Raw genomic sequence first — 15,504 nt, 5'->3', positions numbered from 1 at the left:
GGTGGCGTGGTGGCCGTCATCCCTTCACCGCCCCCGCGCTGAAGCCGGTGATCAGCCACTTCTGGATGAAGGCGAACACGATCACCACGGGTACGGCGGCGACGATGCCGCCCGCGGCCAGCGCGCCCAGGTCCACGCTGTCCGCGCTCATCAGGGTGTTGAGGCCGACCGGGATGGTCTGCTTGCTCTGGTCGGAGAGGAACATCAGCGCGAACAGGAAGTGGTTCCAGGCGTGCACGAAGGCGAAGGAGCCGACGGCGATCAGCCCGGGCCGCAGCAGCGGCAGGACGACGATCCGGAAGGCGGAGAAGCGGTTGCAGCCGTCCACCCAGGCGGCCTCCTCCAGGGACGGGGGCACGTTCTTGATGAAGCCGCTGATCAGGATCATCGACAGTGGCAGCTGGAAGACGGTTTCGGCGACGACGACGCTGCCCAGCGAGTTGATCATCGACAGCTTGGCGAAGATCTGGAAGAGCGGGACCAGCAGCAGCGCGCCGGGCACGAACTGCGAGCAGAGCAGGGCGAGCATGAAGCCGCGCTTGAGCCGGAAGTCGAACCGGGCGAGCGCGTACCCGCCGGCCAGGGCGACGACCGTGGTGAGGACCAGGGTCGCGACGCCGACGAGCACGCTGTTCTGGAAGTAGAGGCCGAAGCTCCGTTCGGTCCACACCTTCTCGAAGTGCTCGAAGGTCATAGGCCAGGGCACGAGCGAGGTGGAGCCGGCCGGACGCAGCGCGAACAGCAGGATCCAGTAGAAGGGGATCAGGGTGAAGAGCAGATACACGGACAGCGGCAGATAGATGTGCCAGCGCGGGACCTCGTCCCAGGCGCGGCGCCTGCCTCGGGGCCGGGCCGGCTCGGACACCGCGCGCTCGGGCGCGGGCGCGATCTCGGTGATCACTTCTCACCTCCGAACTTGCTCAGCCGCAGATAGACGATCGAGCAGAAGAGCAGGATGACGAACGCCACCGTGGTCAGGGCGGACGCGTAGCCGAAGTTGTGGGCGTCGACGCTGGTGTTGGCGATGTAGAGCGGCAGGGTGGTCGTCTCGCCGGCCGGTCCGCCGCCCGTGAGGGTGTAGAGCAGGTCGACGTTGTTGAACTCCCACACCGCGCGCAGCAGCGTGGACAGGACGATGGCGTCCTTCAGATGGGGCAGGGTGATGTGCCAGAACTGCTTGAGCCGGCTCGCCCCGTCGACCTCGGCGGCCTCGTACAGGTCGTGCGAGACGGACTGGAGGTCGGCGAGGATGAGGATGGCGAAGAAGGGCACCCCGCGCCACAGGTCGGCGACCACCGCCGCCGGGAACACGGTGGAGGTGTCCGACAGCCAGCTGGTGCCGTAGGAGCCGATGCCCATGTCGGCGAGGTAACGGGTGATGCCGGTCTGGGAGTTGTAGAGCAGCACCCAGATCGCGGAGGTGAGCACGCCGGAGACGGCCCACGGGGAGAACACCAGGGCCCTGCCCAGCGCGCGGCCCACGAAGGTCTGGTTGACGATCAGGGCGAGGGCGAGTCCGAAGAGCAGTTGCAGCCCGACCTCGACGACCACCCACTTGGCGCTGAAGATCAGCGTGTCCCAGAACTGGGGGTCCTGGGTGAAGGCGTGGACGAAGTTGTCGAAGCCCGCGTATCCGTTCCGCCACGGCTTGGTGGGGTTGTAGTTCTGCAGGCTGTAGTAGAAGACGCTGAGCACCGGGTAGGCGATGAAGCCCAGCATGAGCAGGGCGGCCGGGGCGATCAGCAGGTACGGAAGCCTGCGCGGCGTGGCGGAGGCACGGCGCCGCCGGGGTGGCGCGGGCGGTTTCGCCACGGCTGCGGCTTGGGCCATGACTGTTCTCCTCGCAGTGGGGCAGTGCGACGGTCCGTAGGAAGCGCTTGCTACGTACACGTGGGTGAAGCGCTTCGGCGGAGAGGGCGGGTGGGGTGGTTGGTTCGGGGGGGCGCCCGGTTCCGGTCGGGGCCGGCTATCCGGCGTACGGGTCCGGCACCTTCCCGGGCCGGGCCAGGAACTCGAAGTCGCAGCCGGTGTCGGCCTGGGCGATCTGTTCGGAGTACAGGGCGCCGTAGCCGCGCTCGTAACGCGCGGGCGGCGGCGTCCACTCGGCCCTGCGGCGCTCCAACTCCTCGTCGTCCACGTGGAGTCGGAGAGTGCGGGCCTCGACGTCGAGGGTGATCGGGTCGCCCGTGCGCACCAGCGCCAGCGGTCCGCCGACATGGCTCTCGGGGGCGACGTGCAGCACGCAGGCGCCGTAACTCGTGCCGCTCATGCGGGCGTCGGAGATGCGGACCATGTCCCGCACGCCCTGCTTGAGCAGGTGATCGGGGATGGGCAGCATGCCGTACTCGGGCATCCCCGGTCCGCCCTTGGGGCCGGAGCCGCGCAGCACGAGCACGCTGTCGGCGGTGATGCCGAGCGAGGGATCGTTGATGGTGCGCTGCATGGTCCGGTAGTCGTCGAAGACGACCGCGGGTCCGGTGTGCTTGAGCAGGTGCGGCTCGGCGGCGATGTGCTTGATGACGGCGCCGTCCGGGCAGAGGTTGCCGCGCAGCACCGCCACGCCGCCCTCGTCCGCCACCGGGTTGCCGCGGGGCCGGATCACGTCGTCGTCGTGCACCTGCGCGCCGGCGATCTGCTCGCGCAGGGTGTCGTACGACACCGTCGGCCGGTCCAGGTGGAGCAGGTCCGGGATGCGGGAGAGGAAGCCGGGCAGGCCGCCGGCGAAGTGGAAGTCCTCCATGAGGTACTTCTGTCCGCCGGGGCGGACGTTGGCGAGGACCGGGACGGTGCGGGCGACGCGGTCGAAGTCGTCGAGGGTGAGCCGGACGCCCGCACGGCCCGCCATGGCGATCAGATGGATCACGGCGTTGGTGGAGCCGCCGAGCCCGAGGACGGTGGTGACCGCGTCCTCGAACGCCTCGCGGGTCAGGATCTCGCTCAGCTTCCGGTCCTTGCGGACCAGTTCGACGATGGTCATGCCCGCCCTGGCCGCCATCCGGTCGTGCCCGGAGTCCACCGCCGGGATGCTGGAGGCGCCGGGGACGGTCACGCCGAGGGCCTCGGCGGCCGCGGTCAGCGTGGAGGCCGTGCCCATGGTCATGCAGTGGCCGGGCGAGCGGGCCAGGCCGCTCTCCAGCTCGGCCATCTCGCAGTCGCCGATCAGGCCGGCCCGCTTGTCGTCCCAGTACTTCCACATGTCGGTGCCGGAGCCGAGGACCTCACCCCGCCAGTGGCCGGGCAGCATGGGCCCGGCGGGCACGAAGACGGTGGGCAGGTCGACGCTCGCGGCGCCCATCAGGAGGGCGGGGGTGGACTTGTCGCAGCCGCCCATCAGGACGGCGCCGTCCACCGGGTAGGAGCGCAGCAGCTCCTCGGTCTCCATGGCGAGCATGTTGCGGTAGAGCATCGGGGTCGGCTTCTGGAAGGTCTCGCTGAGCGTGGAGACCGGGAACTCCAGCGGGAAGCCGCCCGCCTGCCACACCCCGCGCTTGACCGCCTGGGCGCGGTCGCGCAGGTGGACGTGGCAGGGGTTGATGTCGGACCAGGTGTTGAGGATCGCGACGACCGGCTTGCCCAGGTGCTCCTCGGGCAGGTAGCCGAGCTGGCGGGTGCGGGCGCGGTGGCTGAAGGAGCGCAGGCCTTCGGTGCCGTACCACTGGTGACTGCGCAGGTCCTCCGGACGCCGGTCGCCCGGCCGGGCGCTCATATCGACCACCCGGCGGCGATGGCGGCGACCTCGGCGCGTTCGCTCTCCGGCAGCGGCTTGCTCGGCGGGCGCACGTCCCGGCGGCACAGGCCGAGCGCGGCGAGCGCCTCCTTGACGACGGTGACGTTGTTCGCCGACCCGTTGGCCGCGCGCAGCTCCTCGAAGCGGCGGATCCGCTCCCAGACCTTCATCGCGGCCGGGTAGTCGCCGGCCCTGAGCGCCTGGAGCATGCTGACGGAGACGGCCGGGGCGACGTTGACCAGGCCGGAGGTGAAGCCGGTGGCGCCCGCGGAGAAGTAGGAGGGGGCGTAGGGCTCGGCGAGGCCGGCGACCCACACGAACCTGTCCAGGCCCGCGTCCCGGGCGAAGGCGCCGAAGCGGGAGGCGTCCGGTACGGCGTACTTGACGCCGATGACGTTCGGGCAGGCGTCGGCGAGTTCGGCCAGGCGGGTGCCGGGCAGCTGGGCGTTGCGGATGTAGGGGACGACGCCCAGTTCGGGCACGGCCTCGGCGATCGCGCGGTGGTAGTCGACCCAGCCGCCCTGGGAGACGTAGGGGTGCACGGGCTGGTGGACCATGACCATCTGCGCGCCCAGCTCGTGGGCGTGCCGGGCGGAGGCGACCGCGGTGGGCACGTCGTGGCCGACGCCGACCAGGATGTCCGCCCGGTCCCCGGCCTCCTCGACGGTCATCTCGGTGACCTGCTGCCGCTCCTCGGGGGTGAGGGCGTAGAACTCGCCGGTGTTGCCGTTGGGCGTGAGGGTCGTGATGCCGCCGTCGAGCAGACGACGCAACAGGGCCCGGTAGGTGGCGCTGTCGACGCCGCCGTCCTCGGTGAACGGGGTCACCGGGATCGCCACCACGTCGGCCAGGGCCGCCCGCTGAGTCTCGAACGCCGTTGTCATGCCTGACCGTCCTCTCCCTGGGCCTTCGACTCCGCTGGGGGGAAGGCCCGTTGCACGAACGACGCGATGTGGGCGTGGAGGGCGCGGGCCGCGCCGTCGGCGTCGCCCTCCAGGGCGAGCCGGAGGATCTCCCGGTGCTCGGTGGCCTCCCGGTCCCAGGAGGGGTCGGCGGACCAGGCGACGGCGGAGACGAGGGCGGCCTGGTCGCGGACCTCGTCGAGCATCCGGCCGAGCAGCGGGTTGCCGCAGGGCAGGTAGAGGGCGCGGTGGAACTCGCGGTTGGCGAGGGAGCGTTCGGCGGTGTCGGCGGCCTCGGCGGCCTGCTTCAGCGCGTCGCGGGCGGCGTCCAGGGAGGCGCCGCGGCGCACCGAGCGCCTCAGCGCCTCCGGCTCAAGCAGCAGGCGCACGTCGTAGACCTCGCGTGCCATGTCCGCGTCCACTTCGCGCACCGTGACGCCCTTGTACTGGCTCATCACGACCAGCCCGGTGCCGGCCAGGGTCTTCAGCGCCTCACGCACCGGGGTCTTGGACACCCCGAACTGAGCGGCGAGTTCGGTCTCGACCAGTGCCTGACCAGGCGTCAGCCGCCCGGTGAGGATGCGGTGTTTGATCGCCTCCAGCACGACCTGCGTGCGGGAGGGGATCGGCGTGGGCACAGAGGTCATGCGCGCCTCTCGGATCTCGTCGATCACATCACGGCTCGGATCGCGAGTTCTGATCTCGCGTATCGCGTCTCATATATGACGTACGAAGTACGACGCGATGAAGGTAAGAGGGGCCCGGGGTTTCGTCAATGCCTCCGGCACAGGAATTTCGCGCCGGGGAACGACGGGTGCGGGGCGGGCGAATCCGGCGGCGGGTGGGGGGTGGCGAGGCGCTTCGGGTGTTCACTTTCGCGATGAGGTTCGGCGGGGGTGTCGACGGCCTGTGGTCGACCGCGGACCGCCGAGGACCCATGCGCACAGTCCGCTCCTGCCTCCACCCCATGGGCGACGACGCACGTGACAGGGCTGTCTCGCGCGGAGATCGCGCGCCTGACGGCATGAAGAAGCCCCGCGACCGCTGCGCGCGGTCGCGGGGCGTGGGGGCCGGGATCACGGCGTCCGAAAGCGTATGCCCCCGCAACTCCGGGAAGTCCGGCTCGTGTTCGGGCCGGTCCCCGCCGGCCCTCGGCCGCTCAGGGCTTCCAGCCGGGATCGCGGCCGCTCAGGCCCACCGCCCGGTCGGGCAGCGGAGCGTCCTCGGGGACGGGGACGACGGGTCCGAACGGGCCCTTGCCCCGGTTCGGGTCGTCGGCCGCCGCGCGCAGGAAGCCGTACGACGCCCGCAGTGCGGCCGGGTCGGGCTCGTAGTCCTGGCCGGTGGCCCGGGCCAGGTCCCAGCCGTGGATCACCAGCTCGTCGGCGGCCACCGCCCCGGCGACCTGGCCCGGCAGGTCCACGCCGCCCGCGCGGGTCATGCCGGTCCAGGCGGCCGGGTCGCGCCAGACCTCGGCCAGCTCGTCGAGCGCCTTGGGCAACTCCTCACGCCAGCCGGGGCCGATGTCGGGTACGGCGGCGTCCGGGCTGGTGTCGGTCGTGGCACCCAGCTCCTTGCGGCCGGCGTCCCGGAAGGCCGCCGCCAGGCCGATCAGGTGCCCCAGCAGGTTGCGCACCGCGTAGTCCGGGCACGGGGTCACCGCGCCGAGCTGCTCCTCACGCACTCCCTCGGCCAGCCGCGCCACGAGACGGGCCTGCGGACCGAGATCGAGGATCGTGTCGGTCATCACTCCTCCACTCTTGCTCTCACGTACAGAAGATGGACCGCCGCGATCCCCAAAACTCATCGCCCGCACGACACGGCACCCCGTCGGCCGGGGCCGGCCATCTCCCCCAGCGGCGCGGACCGCCCGTCCCACAACTCCCGACGGCCTCCGGCCCAGCCAGAACTCGACACCCACGCCCAGCCCCCGCCCCCACCGACCCGAGCCACCCGCCACGGACGAACTCCCCCGCCAGCGGCCTCCTGCACCCGCCCACACCCCCGTGACATGACCGACGGCCACCGGCGGATCGCCGGCCGGGCAGGGTCGGGCTCTACGGCATCCGACGGATCCGTGGGGTGGGGCCTTAGGGCGACGATCGGGCGGTATGACGACTGAATGGACCCTGGTTCGGGTGCTGCGGGACCGTGCGGCGGGGGTGTGTCTTGCCGCTGTGGTGGTGTCCGGTTTCGGCACGTCGGCGCTGTGGCTGGCCTCGGGTGTGTGGGTGAAGGACCTCACCGGCTCGAACGGGCTGGCCGCGCTGTGCCTGCTGGCGATGTGGGCGCCGACCCTGGCCGGTCCGGCGATCGGCACGCTCGCCGACCGCGTCCGCCGCGGCCCCCTGCTGATCGCCGCGAACCTGCTGCTGGCGGTGCTCCTGCTCGCCCTCCTCACCGTCGACTCCCCCGGCCGCGTCTGGGTGCTGTACGGGGTGCTGTTCGTCTACGGCGCCACGGGCGTCGTGGAGGACGCGGCGCAGTCGGCGCTCGTCGCCACCGCCGTCGACCCGAAGCTGCTCGGCGACTTCAACGGGCTGCGGATGACCGCCAACGAGGGCATGAAGCTGCTGGCCCCGCTGGCGGGCGCGGGCCTGTACGCGGCGTACGGCGGCCGCTGCGTGGCCCTGCTCGACGCGGTCACGTTCCTGCTCGCCGCCGGTCTGTACGCGCTGCTGCGGGTCGGCGAGGACGAGCCCCGCCGGCCCGAGGGCTCCTGGCGTACGCAGGCCGCCGAGGGCGCCCGCCATCTGTGGTCGCACCCGCGGCTGCGGCCCCTGGTGCTGGCCGGCGGCGCCACGATGCTGCTCACGGGCGTGACCGGCGCGCTGATCTACGCCGTCGTCGACCGCCTCGGCCACGCCCCCGCGTACGCCGGGGTGCTGTACGCCGTCCAGGGCGCCGGTTCGGTGGCGATCGGTCTCGCCTCGGGCACCGCCCTGCGCCGCCTGGGCGGCCGCCGCTTCGCGGCCTTCGGCATCGCCCTCACCGCGGTCGGCGTGGCCCTGCGCGCGATCCCGTCCGACCCCGTGGCCCTGGTCAGCAGCGTGGTGAGCGGCGCCGGACTGCCGTGCGTACTGATCGCCGCGTTCACCGCCGTACAGCGGGAGACCCCGGCGGGACTGCTCGGCCGGACGGCCGCCACCGCGAACACGCTGCTCTTCGCGCCCAACGTCGTCGGCCTGGCCGCGGGTGCCGCCCTGGTCGGCGCCGTCTCCCTCCCGGTGCTCCTGGCCTTCCTGGCCCTCGGACTGTCGGCCACGTCAGTGATGCTGCTTCACAGGCCCCGCAACGCCGACCGCACCGCCGCCAGGTCGCCCTCCGAGGCCAACCCCGCGTGATACAGCCGAAGTTCGCGGGCCCCGAGGTCCCTCGCACGGCCCGCGTCCTCGGCGAGGGTGCCCGGGCTGCCGCCCATGCCGGAGACGATCGTGAAGTTGGCGGCCAGGACGGCGTCCGGACGGCCCTGTTCGGCGAACGGGGTCAGCAGGCCGGCCCCGCCCGTGCAGGGCACCACCACGCCGTCCGCCACGGACAGGATGTGGGCGGGGTCGACACCGGCGTTGGCGCCGCAGCGGTAGGACACCGGATCGGCGTGCAGAAGGACTTGGAAGCCGTCGGGGGCCGCCGCGCGGACCGCCGCGACCGCCGCCTCCTGGAGAGTGCGCGCGGTCCGGTCGCGCCATGCGCGGGTGGCGTCCGCCCTGCTCTCGCCGAGCAGTTCCACCACACCGGCCCAGCCTCCCGCACTCCCGCCTCCGCTCGACCGGGCGGCACCCCCACCGGAGGGCGCCCCCCGCCACACCGGTTCCAGGGCGGTGCGTACGGCGTGCGCCAACTCGTCGGGATCCAGGCCCTGTTCGCCGTACCCGGTGCGGCAGGCGGGGCAGAAGCACAAGGACATGAGGTACTGCCCGGCCTCCCCGAGACCCACCCCGGCGGTCTTGTCGTGGGCGTGCAGATGGGCGAGCCCGTACCAGCCGAGGGACTCCAGCTCGGTGCCGCGCGCCCCGGGGCGGACGGCCGCCTCGGCGGCCAGCTCGGTCAGGTACGCGCGCGTGGCGGGCTGGGCGATGCACGGCGCCCACGGGTAGCGGTCGCGGTAGGCGTTGACGACGGAGGTGTCCGGATGCTCGGCGCCCAGGCGGGAGTTGTGCGCGAGGACGACCCAGGTGTGCACCTCGAGACCGGTCCCGGCCAGAGCCGTCGCGGCCTCGCCGTACGCGTCGCCGGGTGCCCAGTCGCCGGCCGGGTACGGGCGCAGCGTCCGGCCCGCCCAGCGGTCGTCCACCGGGTACAGCACGGCGGCGTGTTCGGCGGTGACCACGCGGCGGCGCGGATGACGGGGAGTCAGCGCGCGCGTGGAGTGGTAGGCGGCGGCGAGCGTCACCTGCTCCACTCCGAGGGCGGCCAGGCGACCGGGCGCCTCGGGGTCGCCGTTCACGTCCCAGGGGTAGACGAAGGCCGAGGTCTTCACGCTTCCTCCTCGTCGAGCAGCACGCTGCCGCGCTCGGTCAGCCGGGCGAGTGCATGTTTCTGAGCAATGTCCACGTTCATGAACGCGATCACGTTAGGAGTCCCCATTCGGGCAGGTCAAGCGCGCAAACCGGCAACACAGGAGCAGATTTCGCGAGTTCACGACACACTTGACGGGGTACGGACACTGTTCATAGCGTGTCCATCCCTGTGAATCGTATCCATACACAGGAACGACCCTCTCAAGGAGACCGAGGATGCCCGCTCCCCGCACCGTTCTGCTCACCGGCGCCGCCGGCGGGCTCGGCACCCTGATGCGGGGCCTGCTGCCCGAGTACGGCCACGAACTGCGCCTGCTGGACATGCGGCCGATCGAGGGCGAGCCGGGCGCGATCGTCGCGGACCTCTCCGACCGGGACGCCCTGCGCGAGGCCGTCCGGGGCGTCGACGCGATCATCCATCTCGCGGGCATCTCCCTGGAAGCCCCCTTCGAGAAGGTCCTCAAGGCCAACATCGAGGGCACCTACCACCTGTACGAGGCAGCCCGCGAGGAGGGCGTGCGGCGGATCGTCTTCGCCTCGTCCAACCATGTGGTGGGCCACACCCCGCGACCCGGCCCCGGCGAGCCGCTCCTGCCGATCGAGACCCCGCACCGCCCGGACACCTTCTACGGCCTGTCCAAGGCCTTCGGCGAGGACCTCGCCCAGCTCTACTGGGACAAGCACGGCCTGGAGACCGTCTCGGTGCGCATCGGCTCCTGCTTCCCCGAACCGACCAGCGTGCGGATGCTCTCCATGTGGATGAGCCCCGCCGACGGCGCCCGCCTCTTCCACGCGGCCCTGACCGCCGAGAACGTGGGCCACACCGTCGTCCACGGCGCCTCCGCCAACACCCGCCTGTGGCTTGATCTGACCAGCGCGCGGGCGCTCGGCTACGAACCGCGGGACGACTCGGAGCAGTACGCCGAGAAGCTGATCGCCGAGCAGGGCGAACTCGACCCGGACAACAAGGCCCATGTGTACATCGGCGGCCCCTTCGTGACGGACCCGCCCATCTGGCCATACTGACCGGGCGGAAAATCGACGCAGCCGAGGGCGGGCGGGCACCGAACGGGCCCGCCCGCCCTCGTGTTCGGGCATCGGCGCTGCCCGTTCCCACGCCCCGGAACACCCCCATGCAGGTCCGAGGCGGGCACCACCCGAGCCGAACGGGCGTAAACGGACAGGAGCGAGCCCAAAACAAGCCTGGTCAGAACCGCGCACCCGCTGTAGAACATCCGGCAAGGGCCGCACCGGGCCCGAACGGGCATCGAAACCAGGAAGCGGGTGGTCGACCCATGAGCCACGGGACGGCCGAGGAGCGCCAGCGCGAGATCGTGCGGTTGGCGCGGGCCACCGGATCGGTCGACGTCACCGCGCTCGCCGCCGACCTGGGCGTGGCCAAGGAGACCGTACGACGGGACCTGCGCTCCCTGGAGGACCACGGTCTGGTGCGCCGCACCCACGGAGGCGCCTACCCCGTGGAGAGCGCCGGCTTCGAGACCACCCTGGCCTTCCGCGCCACCAGCCACGTACCCGAGAAGCGCCGGGTGGCGACCGCCGCCGCCGAACTGCTCGGGGACGCCGAAACGGTCTTCGTCGACGAGGGCTTCACCCCGCAGCTCATCGCCGAGGCCCTGCCCCGGGACCGGCCGCTGACCGTGGTCACCGCCTCCCTGCCGGTCGCGGGCGCGCTCGCCGAGACCGGCACCATCTCCGTGCTGCTGCTCGGCGGCCGGGTCCGCTCCGGCACCCTCGCCACCGTGGACCACTGGACGACGAAAATGCTGTCCGGTTTCGTCATCGACCTGGCGTTCATCGGCGCCAACGGCATCTCCCGCGAGCACGGTCTGACCACGCCCGACCCGGCGGTCAGCGAGGTGAAGGCGCAGGCGGTCAGGGCCGCGCGCCGGGTGGTGCTCGCGGGCGTCCACACCAAGTTCGGGGCGGTCAGCTTCTGCCGGTTCGCCGAAGTCGGCGCGTTGGAGGCGATCGTGACGAGCACCCTGCTCCCGGCGACCGAGGCACACCGCTACTCCCTGCTCGGGCCGCAGGTCATCCGGGTCTGACCGCCGAGTCGCCCGGCACCCCGCTGAACCTCACCCTCCACCCGCCCCGCGAGGCGCTCTCGTCACCCTCAAGTCCCCATTAGTGTCAACATCTCCTGGAGTACCCATGCGAACCCAGAGCCGACGTTCGCCACGGACCCTCTTCGCCGTGGCGGCGGTAGGGACGCTGATCGCTCCGCTCGCCGCCTGCTCGGGCGCCGGCGGGTCCGGATCCGCCGGCGACAGCTCCGTCAACGTCCTGATGGTGAACAATCCGCAGATGGTGGAGCTGCAGAAGCTGACCGCCGCCCACTTCACCAAGGACACCGGCATCGAGGTGAACTTCACCGTCCTGCCGGAGAACGACGTCCGCGACAAGATCAGCCAGGACTTCGCCAACCAGGCCGGGCAGTACGACGTCGCCACCCTGAGCAACTACGAGATCCCGATCTACGCCAAGAACGGGTGGCTGCACCCCCTGGACGCCTACGTCGAGAAGGACACCGCCTTCGACCAGGCCGACATCCTCCCCCCGATGACCCGGGCGCTCACCGCCGAGGACGGCAAGCTGTACGGGGAGCCGTTCTACGGCGAGTCCTCCTTCCTGATGTACCGCAAGGACGTCCTGGAGAAGGCGGGCCTGACCATGCCGGACAAGCCCACCTGGAAGCAGGTCGCCGACCTGGCCGCCAAGATCGACGGCTCCGGCATGAAGGGCATCTGCCTGCGCGGACTGCCGGGCTGGGGCGAGGTCATGGCACCGCTGACCACGGTGGTGAACACCTTCGGCGGCACCTGGTTCGACAAGGACTGGACCGCACGCCTGGACTCCAAGGAGTTCAAGGAGGCCACCCAGTTCTACGTCGACCTGGTCCGCAAGCACGGCGAGGCCGGTGCCGCCCAGTCCGGCTACGCGGAGTGCCTGAACAACATGACCCAGGGCAAGACGGCCATGTGGTACGACGCCACCGCCGGAGCCGGCTCCCTGGAGGCCGACGGCTCCCCGGTCAAGGGCAAGATCGGCTACGCCCCGGCCCCGGTCGAGAAGACCGACGGCTCGGGCTGGCTCTACACCTGGGCGTGGGGCATCCAGAAGGCGTCCAAGAACTCCGAGAACGCCTGGAAGTTCATCTCCTGGGCCTCCAGCAAGGACTACGAGAAGCTCGCCGGCGAGAAGGCCGGCTGGTCCAACGTCCCGGCCGGCAAGCGCGCCTCGACCTACGACATCCCGCAGTACCGCAAGGAGGCCGCCGCGTTCGCGGACGTCACTCGGGACGCCATCGCGAACGCCAAGCCCGAGGACCCGGGCGTGCAGCCCCGGCCCGCGCCCGGCATCCAGTTCGTCGGCATCCCCGAGTTCACCGACCTGGGCACCAAGGTCTCCCAGGAGATCAGCTCCGCCATCGCCGGACGCCAGTCGGTGGACAGCGCCCTGAAGAAGGCCCAGAAGCTCGCCGAGGCCGTCGCCCAGAAGTACGAGGGGTCATGACCCTGACGTCACCGGCCCGCGCCGCCGCCGTCTCCGGACGGCCGGCGGCCCGGCGCCCGAACCGCATGCGCGCCTGGGCCACCCGGGCGCCCCTGCTGCCGGCCCTGCTCTTCATGATCGTCGTCACCCAACTGCCCTTCGTGGCCACCCTGGTGATCTCGTTCCTCGACTGGAACGCGCTCTACCCCGACCGGCGCCACTTCGCCGGATTCGCCAACTACGGCGAGGTGCTGAGCGACCCCGAGCTGCGCAGTTCGGTGTGGACGACCATCCTGCTGACCGTCACCGTGGTGCTGGTCAGCCTGCTGCTCGGCCTGCTGCTGGCGCTGCTCCTCGACCGCCGCTTCCGCGGCCGGGCCGCCGTGCGCACCATGCTCATCGCGCCGTTCCTGCTGGTGCCGGTCGCCGCCGCGCTGATGTGGAAGCACCTGCTGTTCAACCCGGAGTACGGGCTGTTCAACGGCATCCTGCACGCCATCGGCGGGGACGGGGCGGTTCAGCCGGACTGGATCTCCGAGATGCCGCTGATGGCGGTGGAGGCCGCGCTGATCTGGCAGTGGACCCCGTTCATGATGCTGATCCTGCTGGCCGGACTGCAGAGCCGCGACTCACAACTGCTCGAGGCGGCCAGGATGGACGGGGCGAGCGACTGGCAGATCTTCGTGCACATCACCCTGCCGCATCTGCGCCGCTACCTCGAACTCGGCGTGCTGCTCGGCTCGATCTACATCGTGCAGAACTTCGACGCGGTGTTCACCATCACCTCCGGCGGCCTGGGCACCGCGAACCTGCCGTACACGATCTACCAGACCTTCTACCAGGCGCACGAGAACGGCCTCGCCTCCGCGGCCGGCGTCATCGTCGTGATCGGCTCGATCATCCTGGCGACCTTCGCGCTGCGCGTGGTGTCGTCGCTGTTCCGTGAGGAGGTGTCCCGCTGATGGCCACCGCCACCACCGCCCCGCGGTACGGCAAACCGCGCGGCCGGTTCCGGGGTGCGGCCCTGGGCGTCGTCGCCTGGCTGGCCGGACTCGTGTTCGTGCTGCCCCTGCTCTGGATGGTACTGACGTCCTTCCACTCCGAGGCGGACGCGGCGACCAACCCGCCGTCGGTGGCCGCCGCGCTGACGCTGGACGGCTACCGGCAGTTCTTCGGGCTGACCGGCGGGGCCAGTCCCTGGCCCGCGCTGATCAACTCCCTGACCGCCTCGCTGGTCTCCACCCTGCTGACCCTCCTCCTCGCGCTGCCCGCCGCGTACGCGCTGTCCATCCGGCCGGTGAAGAAGTGGACCGACGTCCTGTTCTTCTTCCTGTCCACCAAGATGCTGCCCCTGGTGGCCGGTCTGCTGCCGATCTACCTGTTCGCGAAGAACACCGGCCTGCTCGACAACATCTGGGCGCTGGTCATCCTCTACACGGCCATGAACCTGCCGATCGCGGTCTGGATGATGCAGTCCTTCCTGTCCGAGGTCCCGGTCGCGATCATCGAGGCCGCCCAGATCGACGGCGCCCGGCTGCCGACCGTGCTGGGCCGCGTGGTCGCCCCGATCGCCCTGCCCGGCATCGCGGCGACCGCCCTGATCTGCTTCATCTTCAGCTGGAACGAGCTGATGTTCGCGCGGGTCCTCACGGGTGTGGTCGCCGAGACCGCCCCCGTGTTCCTCACCACCTTCATCACCAGCCAGGGCCTGTTCCTGGCCAAGGTGTGCGCCGCGTCGCTCGTCATCTCCCTGCCGGTGCTCGCCGCGGGGTTCGCCGCCCAGGACAAACTGGTCCAGGGCCTGTCGTTGGGAGCCGTGAAATGAAGGCCGCCGTCATCGAGTCCGTGGGCCGCGCCGTCGTCACCGAGGTCCCCGACCCGACGCCGGGACCTCGCGAGGTGGTCGTCGAGGTGGCGGCCTGCGGGCTGTGCGGCACCGATCTGCACATCCTCCAGGGCGAGTTCGCGCCCAAGCTGCCGATCGTGCCCGGGCACGAGTTCGCCGGCCAGGTGGCCGCGGTCGGCACACAGGTCACGGAGGTGTCGGTCGGCGACCGGGTGGCGGTCGACCCGTCGCTGTACTGCTACGAGTGCCGCTACTGCCGTGACGGGCACAACAACCTGTGCGAGCGGTGGGCCGCGATCGGCGTGACCACCGCGGGCGGCGCCGCCCGGTACGCGGTGGCCCCGGTCGCCAACTGCGTCAAGCTGCCCGAACACATCCGCACCGAGGACGCGGCCCTGATCGAGCCGCTGTCGTGCGCGGTCCGCGGCTACGACGTGCTGCGCTCGCGGCTGGGCTCGCACGTGCTGATCTACGGCTCCGGGACCATGGGCCTGATGATGCTGGAACTGGCCAAGCGGACCGGCGCGGCCAGTGTGGACGTGGTCGACGTGAACCCGGCCCGCCTCGAGACGGCCCGGCAGCTCGGGGTGTCGGCGTCCGCGGCGAACGCGGACGAGCTGGACCGGCCGCAGGGCTGGGACGTGGTGGTCGACGCGACCGGCAACGCGGCGGCGATCCAGGACGGCCTGGACCGGGTGGCGAAGGCGGGAACCTTCCTCCAGTTCGGGGTGGCCGACTACGCGACCCGGGTGATGATCGACCCGTACCGGATCTACAACCAGGAGATCACCATCACCGGCTCGATGGCGGTGCTGCACAGCTTCGAGCGGGCCGCGGAGCTGTTCGCGGCCGGGGTGCTGGACCCCGAGGTCTTCATCAGCGACCGGATCCCGCTGGAGCGGTACCCGGAGGCGCTGGAGCAGTTCGCGTCCGGGGTGGGGCGGAAGATCGTGGTGGTGCCGTAGCCAGGACCGGCCACGGCCACCGGGGGCGCTT

Annotated in this window: 14 protein-coding genes; 7 read left to right on the top strand and 7 right to left on the bottom strand. The window is 71.3% G+C overall.

What is annotated here, in order from left to right; translation table 11 throughout:
• Positions 1–16 precede the first annotated feature (16 nt).
• The 6 genes from ACWC91_RS23920 to ACWC91_RS23895 all read right to left on the bottom strand — a co-directional run bounded on the left by ACWC91_RS23920 (position 17) and on the right by ACWC91_RS23895 (position 6,376).
• The gene (locus tag ACWC91_RS23920; RefSeq protein ID WP_141362116.1) at positions 17–901 is read right to left on the bottom strand and encodes a carbohydrate ABC transporter permease; all 885 of its coding nucleotides are present in this window, start codon (positions 899–901) and stop codon (positions 17–19) included.
• Positions 898–1,830, bottom strand: coding sequence for a carbohydrate ABC transporter permease (locus tag ACWC91_RS23915; RefSeq protein WP_225074102.1), 933 nt, complete (start codon positions 1,828–1,830; stop codon positions 898–900). The genes ACWC91_RS23920 and ACWC91_RS23915 overlap by 4 nt, the downstream gene beginning before the upstream one ends.
• Before the next feature lie 136 nt (positions 1,831–1,966).
• Positions 1,967–3,706: an L-arabinonate dehydratase gene (gene araD / locus ACWC91_RS23910; protein ID WP_450644798.1), complete on the bottom strand. Its 1,740-nt coding sequence runs from the start codon at positions 3,704–3,706 to the stop codon at positions 1,967–1,969.
• Positions 3,703–4,611, bottom strand: coding sequence for a dihydrodipicolinate synthase family protein (locus ACWC91_RS23905; RefSeq protein ID WP_281156761.1), 909 nt, complete (start codon positions 4,609–4,611; stop codon positions 3,703–3,705). Before ACWC91_RS23905 ends, araD begins: the two co-directional genes overlap by 4 nt.
• Positions 4,608–5,276 carry a GntR family transcriptional regulator gene (locus tag ACWC91_RS23900; protein ID WP_281156762.1) on the bottom strand — a complete coding sequence of 223 codons (669 nt, stop codon included), beginning with the start codon at positions 5,274–5,276 and terminating at the stop codon, positions 4,608–4,610. The genes ACWC91_RS23905 and ACWC91_RS23900 overlap by 4 nt, the downstream gene beginning before the upstream one ends.
• Before the next feature lie 512 nt (positions 5,277–5,788).
• Positions 5,789–6,376, bottom strand: coding sequence for a TIGR03086 family metal-binding protein (locus ACWC91_RS23895; protein WP_281156763.1), 588 nt, complete (start codon positions 6,374–6,376; stop codon positions 5,789–5,791).
• A gap of 364 nt (positions 6,377–6,740) precedes the next feature.
• Between ACWC91_RS23895 and ACWC91_RS23890 the strand changes: the two genes are divergently transcribed.
• Positions 6,741–7,973, top strand: coding sequence for an MFS transporter (locus tag ACWC91_RS23890; protein ID WP_450643852.1), 1,233 nt, complete (start codon positions 6,741–6,743; stop codon positions 7,971–7,973).
• Here ACWC91_RS23890 and ACWC91_RS23885 read toward each other — a convergent pair.
• On the bottom strand, positions 7,910–9,109 hold the full coding sequence (locus ACWC91_RS23885; protein WP_225074108.1) for a hypothetical protein: 1,200 nt from the start codon (positions 9,107–9,109) through the stop codon (positions 7,910–7,912). The two genes, ACWC91_RS23890 and ACWC91_RS23885, sit on opposite strands and share 64 nt — an antisense overlap.
• A 256-nt stretch (positions 9,110–9,365) precedes the next feature.
• Here ACWC91_RS23885 and ACWC91_RS23880 point away from each other — a divergent pair, with 256 nt between their 5' ends.
• The 6 genes from ACWC91_RS23880 (at position 9,366) to ACWC91_RS23855 (ending at position 15,473) form a co-directional block, all read left to right on the top strand.
• Positions 9,366–10,175 carry an NAD-dependent epimerase/dehydratase family protein gene (locus tag ACWC91_RS23880; RefSeq protein ID WP_225074109.1) on the top strand — a complete coding sequence of 270 codons (810 nt, stop codon included), beginning with the start codon at positions 9,366–9,368 and terminating at the stop codon, positions 10,173–10,175.
• A 269-nt stretch (positions 10,176–10,444) separates the two neighbouring features.
• The gene (locus ACWC91_RS23875; protein ID WP_225074110.1) at positions 10,445–11,215 is read left to right on the top strand and encodes a DeoR/GlpR family DNA-binding transcription regulator; all 771 of its coding nucleotides are present in this window, start codon (positions 10,445–10,447) and stop codon (positions 11,213–11,215) included.
• Positions 11,216–11,321: 106 nt separating this feature from the next.
• Positions 11,322–12,683, top strand: coding sequence for an ABC transporter substrate-binding protein (locus tag ACWC91_RS23870; protein WP_225074111.1), 1,362 nt, complete (start codon positions 11,322–11,324; stop codon positions 12,681–12,683).
• Complete coding sequence (locus tag ACWC91_RS23865; RefSeq protein WP_225074112.1) at positions 12,680–13,624, top strand: carbohydrate ABC transporter permease; 945 nt, start codon at positions 12,680–12,682, stop codon at positions 13,622–13,624. Before ACWC91_RS23870 ends, ACWC91_RS23865 begins: the two co-directional genes overlap by 4 nt.
• Positions 13,624–14,487, top strand: a complete 864-nt coding sequence (locus tag ACWC91_RS23860) for a carbohydrate ABC transporter permease (protein WP_450643851.1) — start codon at positions 13,624–13,626, stop codon at positions 14,485–14,487. The genes ACWC91_RS23865 and ACWC91_RS23860 overlap by 1 nt, the downstream gene beginning before the upstream one ends.
• Entirely contained in the window at positions 14,484–15,473 is a 990-nt protein-coding gene (locus tag ACWC91_RS23855) for a zinc-dependent alcohol dehydrogenase family protein (RefSeq protein WP_141362090.1), read from the top strand. Before ACWC91_RS23860 ends, ACWC91_RS23855 begins: the two co-directional genes overlap by 4 nt.
• Positions 15,474–15,504 lie beyond the last annotated feature (31 nt).

The sequence above is a fragment of the Streptomyces sp. NPDC001204 genome (genome assembly GCF_053598035.1).
This window is presented reverse-complemented; position numbering and strand designations above follow the sequence as displayed.

Excerpts from the sequence above, each read along its gene's own strand:
- ACWC91_RS23860 (WP_450643851.1), top strand. The coding sequence starts at position 13,624 with ATGGCCACCGCCACCACCGCCCCGCGGTACGGCAAACCGCGCGGCCGG.
- ACWC91_RS23895 (WP_281156763.1), bottom strand. The coding sequence starts at position 6,376 with ATGACCGACACGATCCTCGATCTCGGTCCGCAGGCCCGTCTCGTGGCG.
- ACWC91_RS23880 (WP_225074109.1), top strand. The coding sequence starts at position 9,366 with ATGCCCGCTCCCCGCACCGTTCTGCTCACCGGCGCCGCCGGCGGGCTC.
- ACWC91_RS23865 (WP_225074112.1), top strand. The coding sequence starts at position 12,680 with ATGACCCTGACGTCACCGGCCCGCGCCGCCGCCGTCTCCGGACGGCCG.
- ACWC91_RS23900 (WP_281156762.1), bottom strand. The coding sequence starts at position 5,276 with ATGACCTCTGTGCCCACGCCGATCCCCTCCCGCACGCAGGTCGTGCTG.
- araD (WP_450644798.1), bottom strand. The coding sequence starts at position 3,706 with ATGAGCGCCCGGCCGGGCGACCGGCGTCCGGAGGACCTGCGCAGTCAC.
- ACWC91_RS23855 (WP_141362090.1), top strand. The coding sequence starts at position 14,484 with ATGAAGGCCGCCGTCATCGAGTCCGTGGGCCGCGCCGTCGTCACCGAG.
- ACWC91_RS23915 (WP_225074102.1), bottom strand. The coding sequence starts at position 1,830 with ATGGCCCAAGCCGCAGCCGTGGCGAAACCGCCCGCGCCACCCCGGCGG.
- ACWC91_RS23890 (WP_450643852.1), top strand. The coding sequence starts at position 6,741 with ATGACGACTGAATGGACCCTGGTTCGGGTGCTGCGGGACCGTGCGGCG.
- ACWC91_RS23875 (WP_225074110.1), top strand. The coding sequence starts at position 10,445 with ATGAGCCACGGGACGGCCGAGGAGCGCCAGCGCGAGATCGTGCGGTTG.
- ACWC91_RS23905 (WP_281156761.1), bottom strand. The coding sequence starts at position 4,611 with ATGACAACGGCGTTCGAGACTCAGCGGGCGGCCCTGGCCGACGTGGTG.
- ACWC91_RS23870 (WP_225074111.1), top strand. The coding sequence starts at position 11,322 with ATGCGAACCCAGAGCCGACGTTCGCCACGGACCCTCTTCGCCGTGGCG.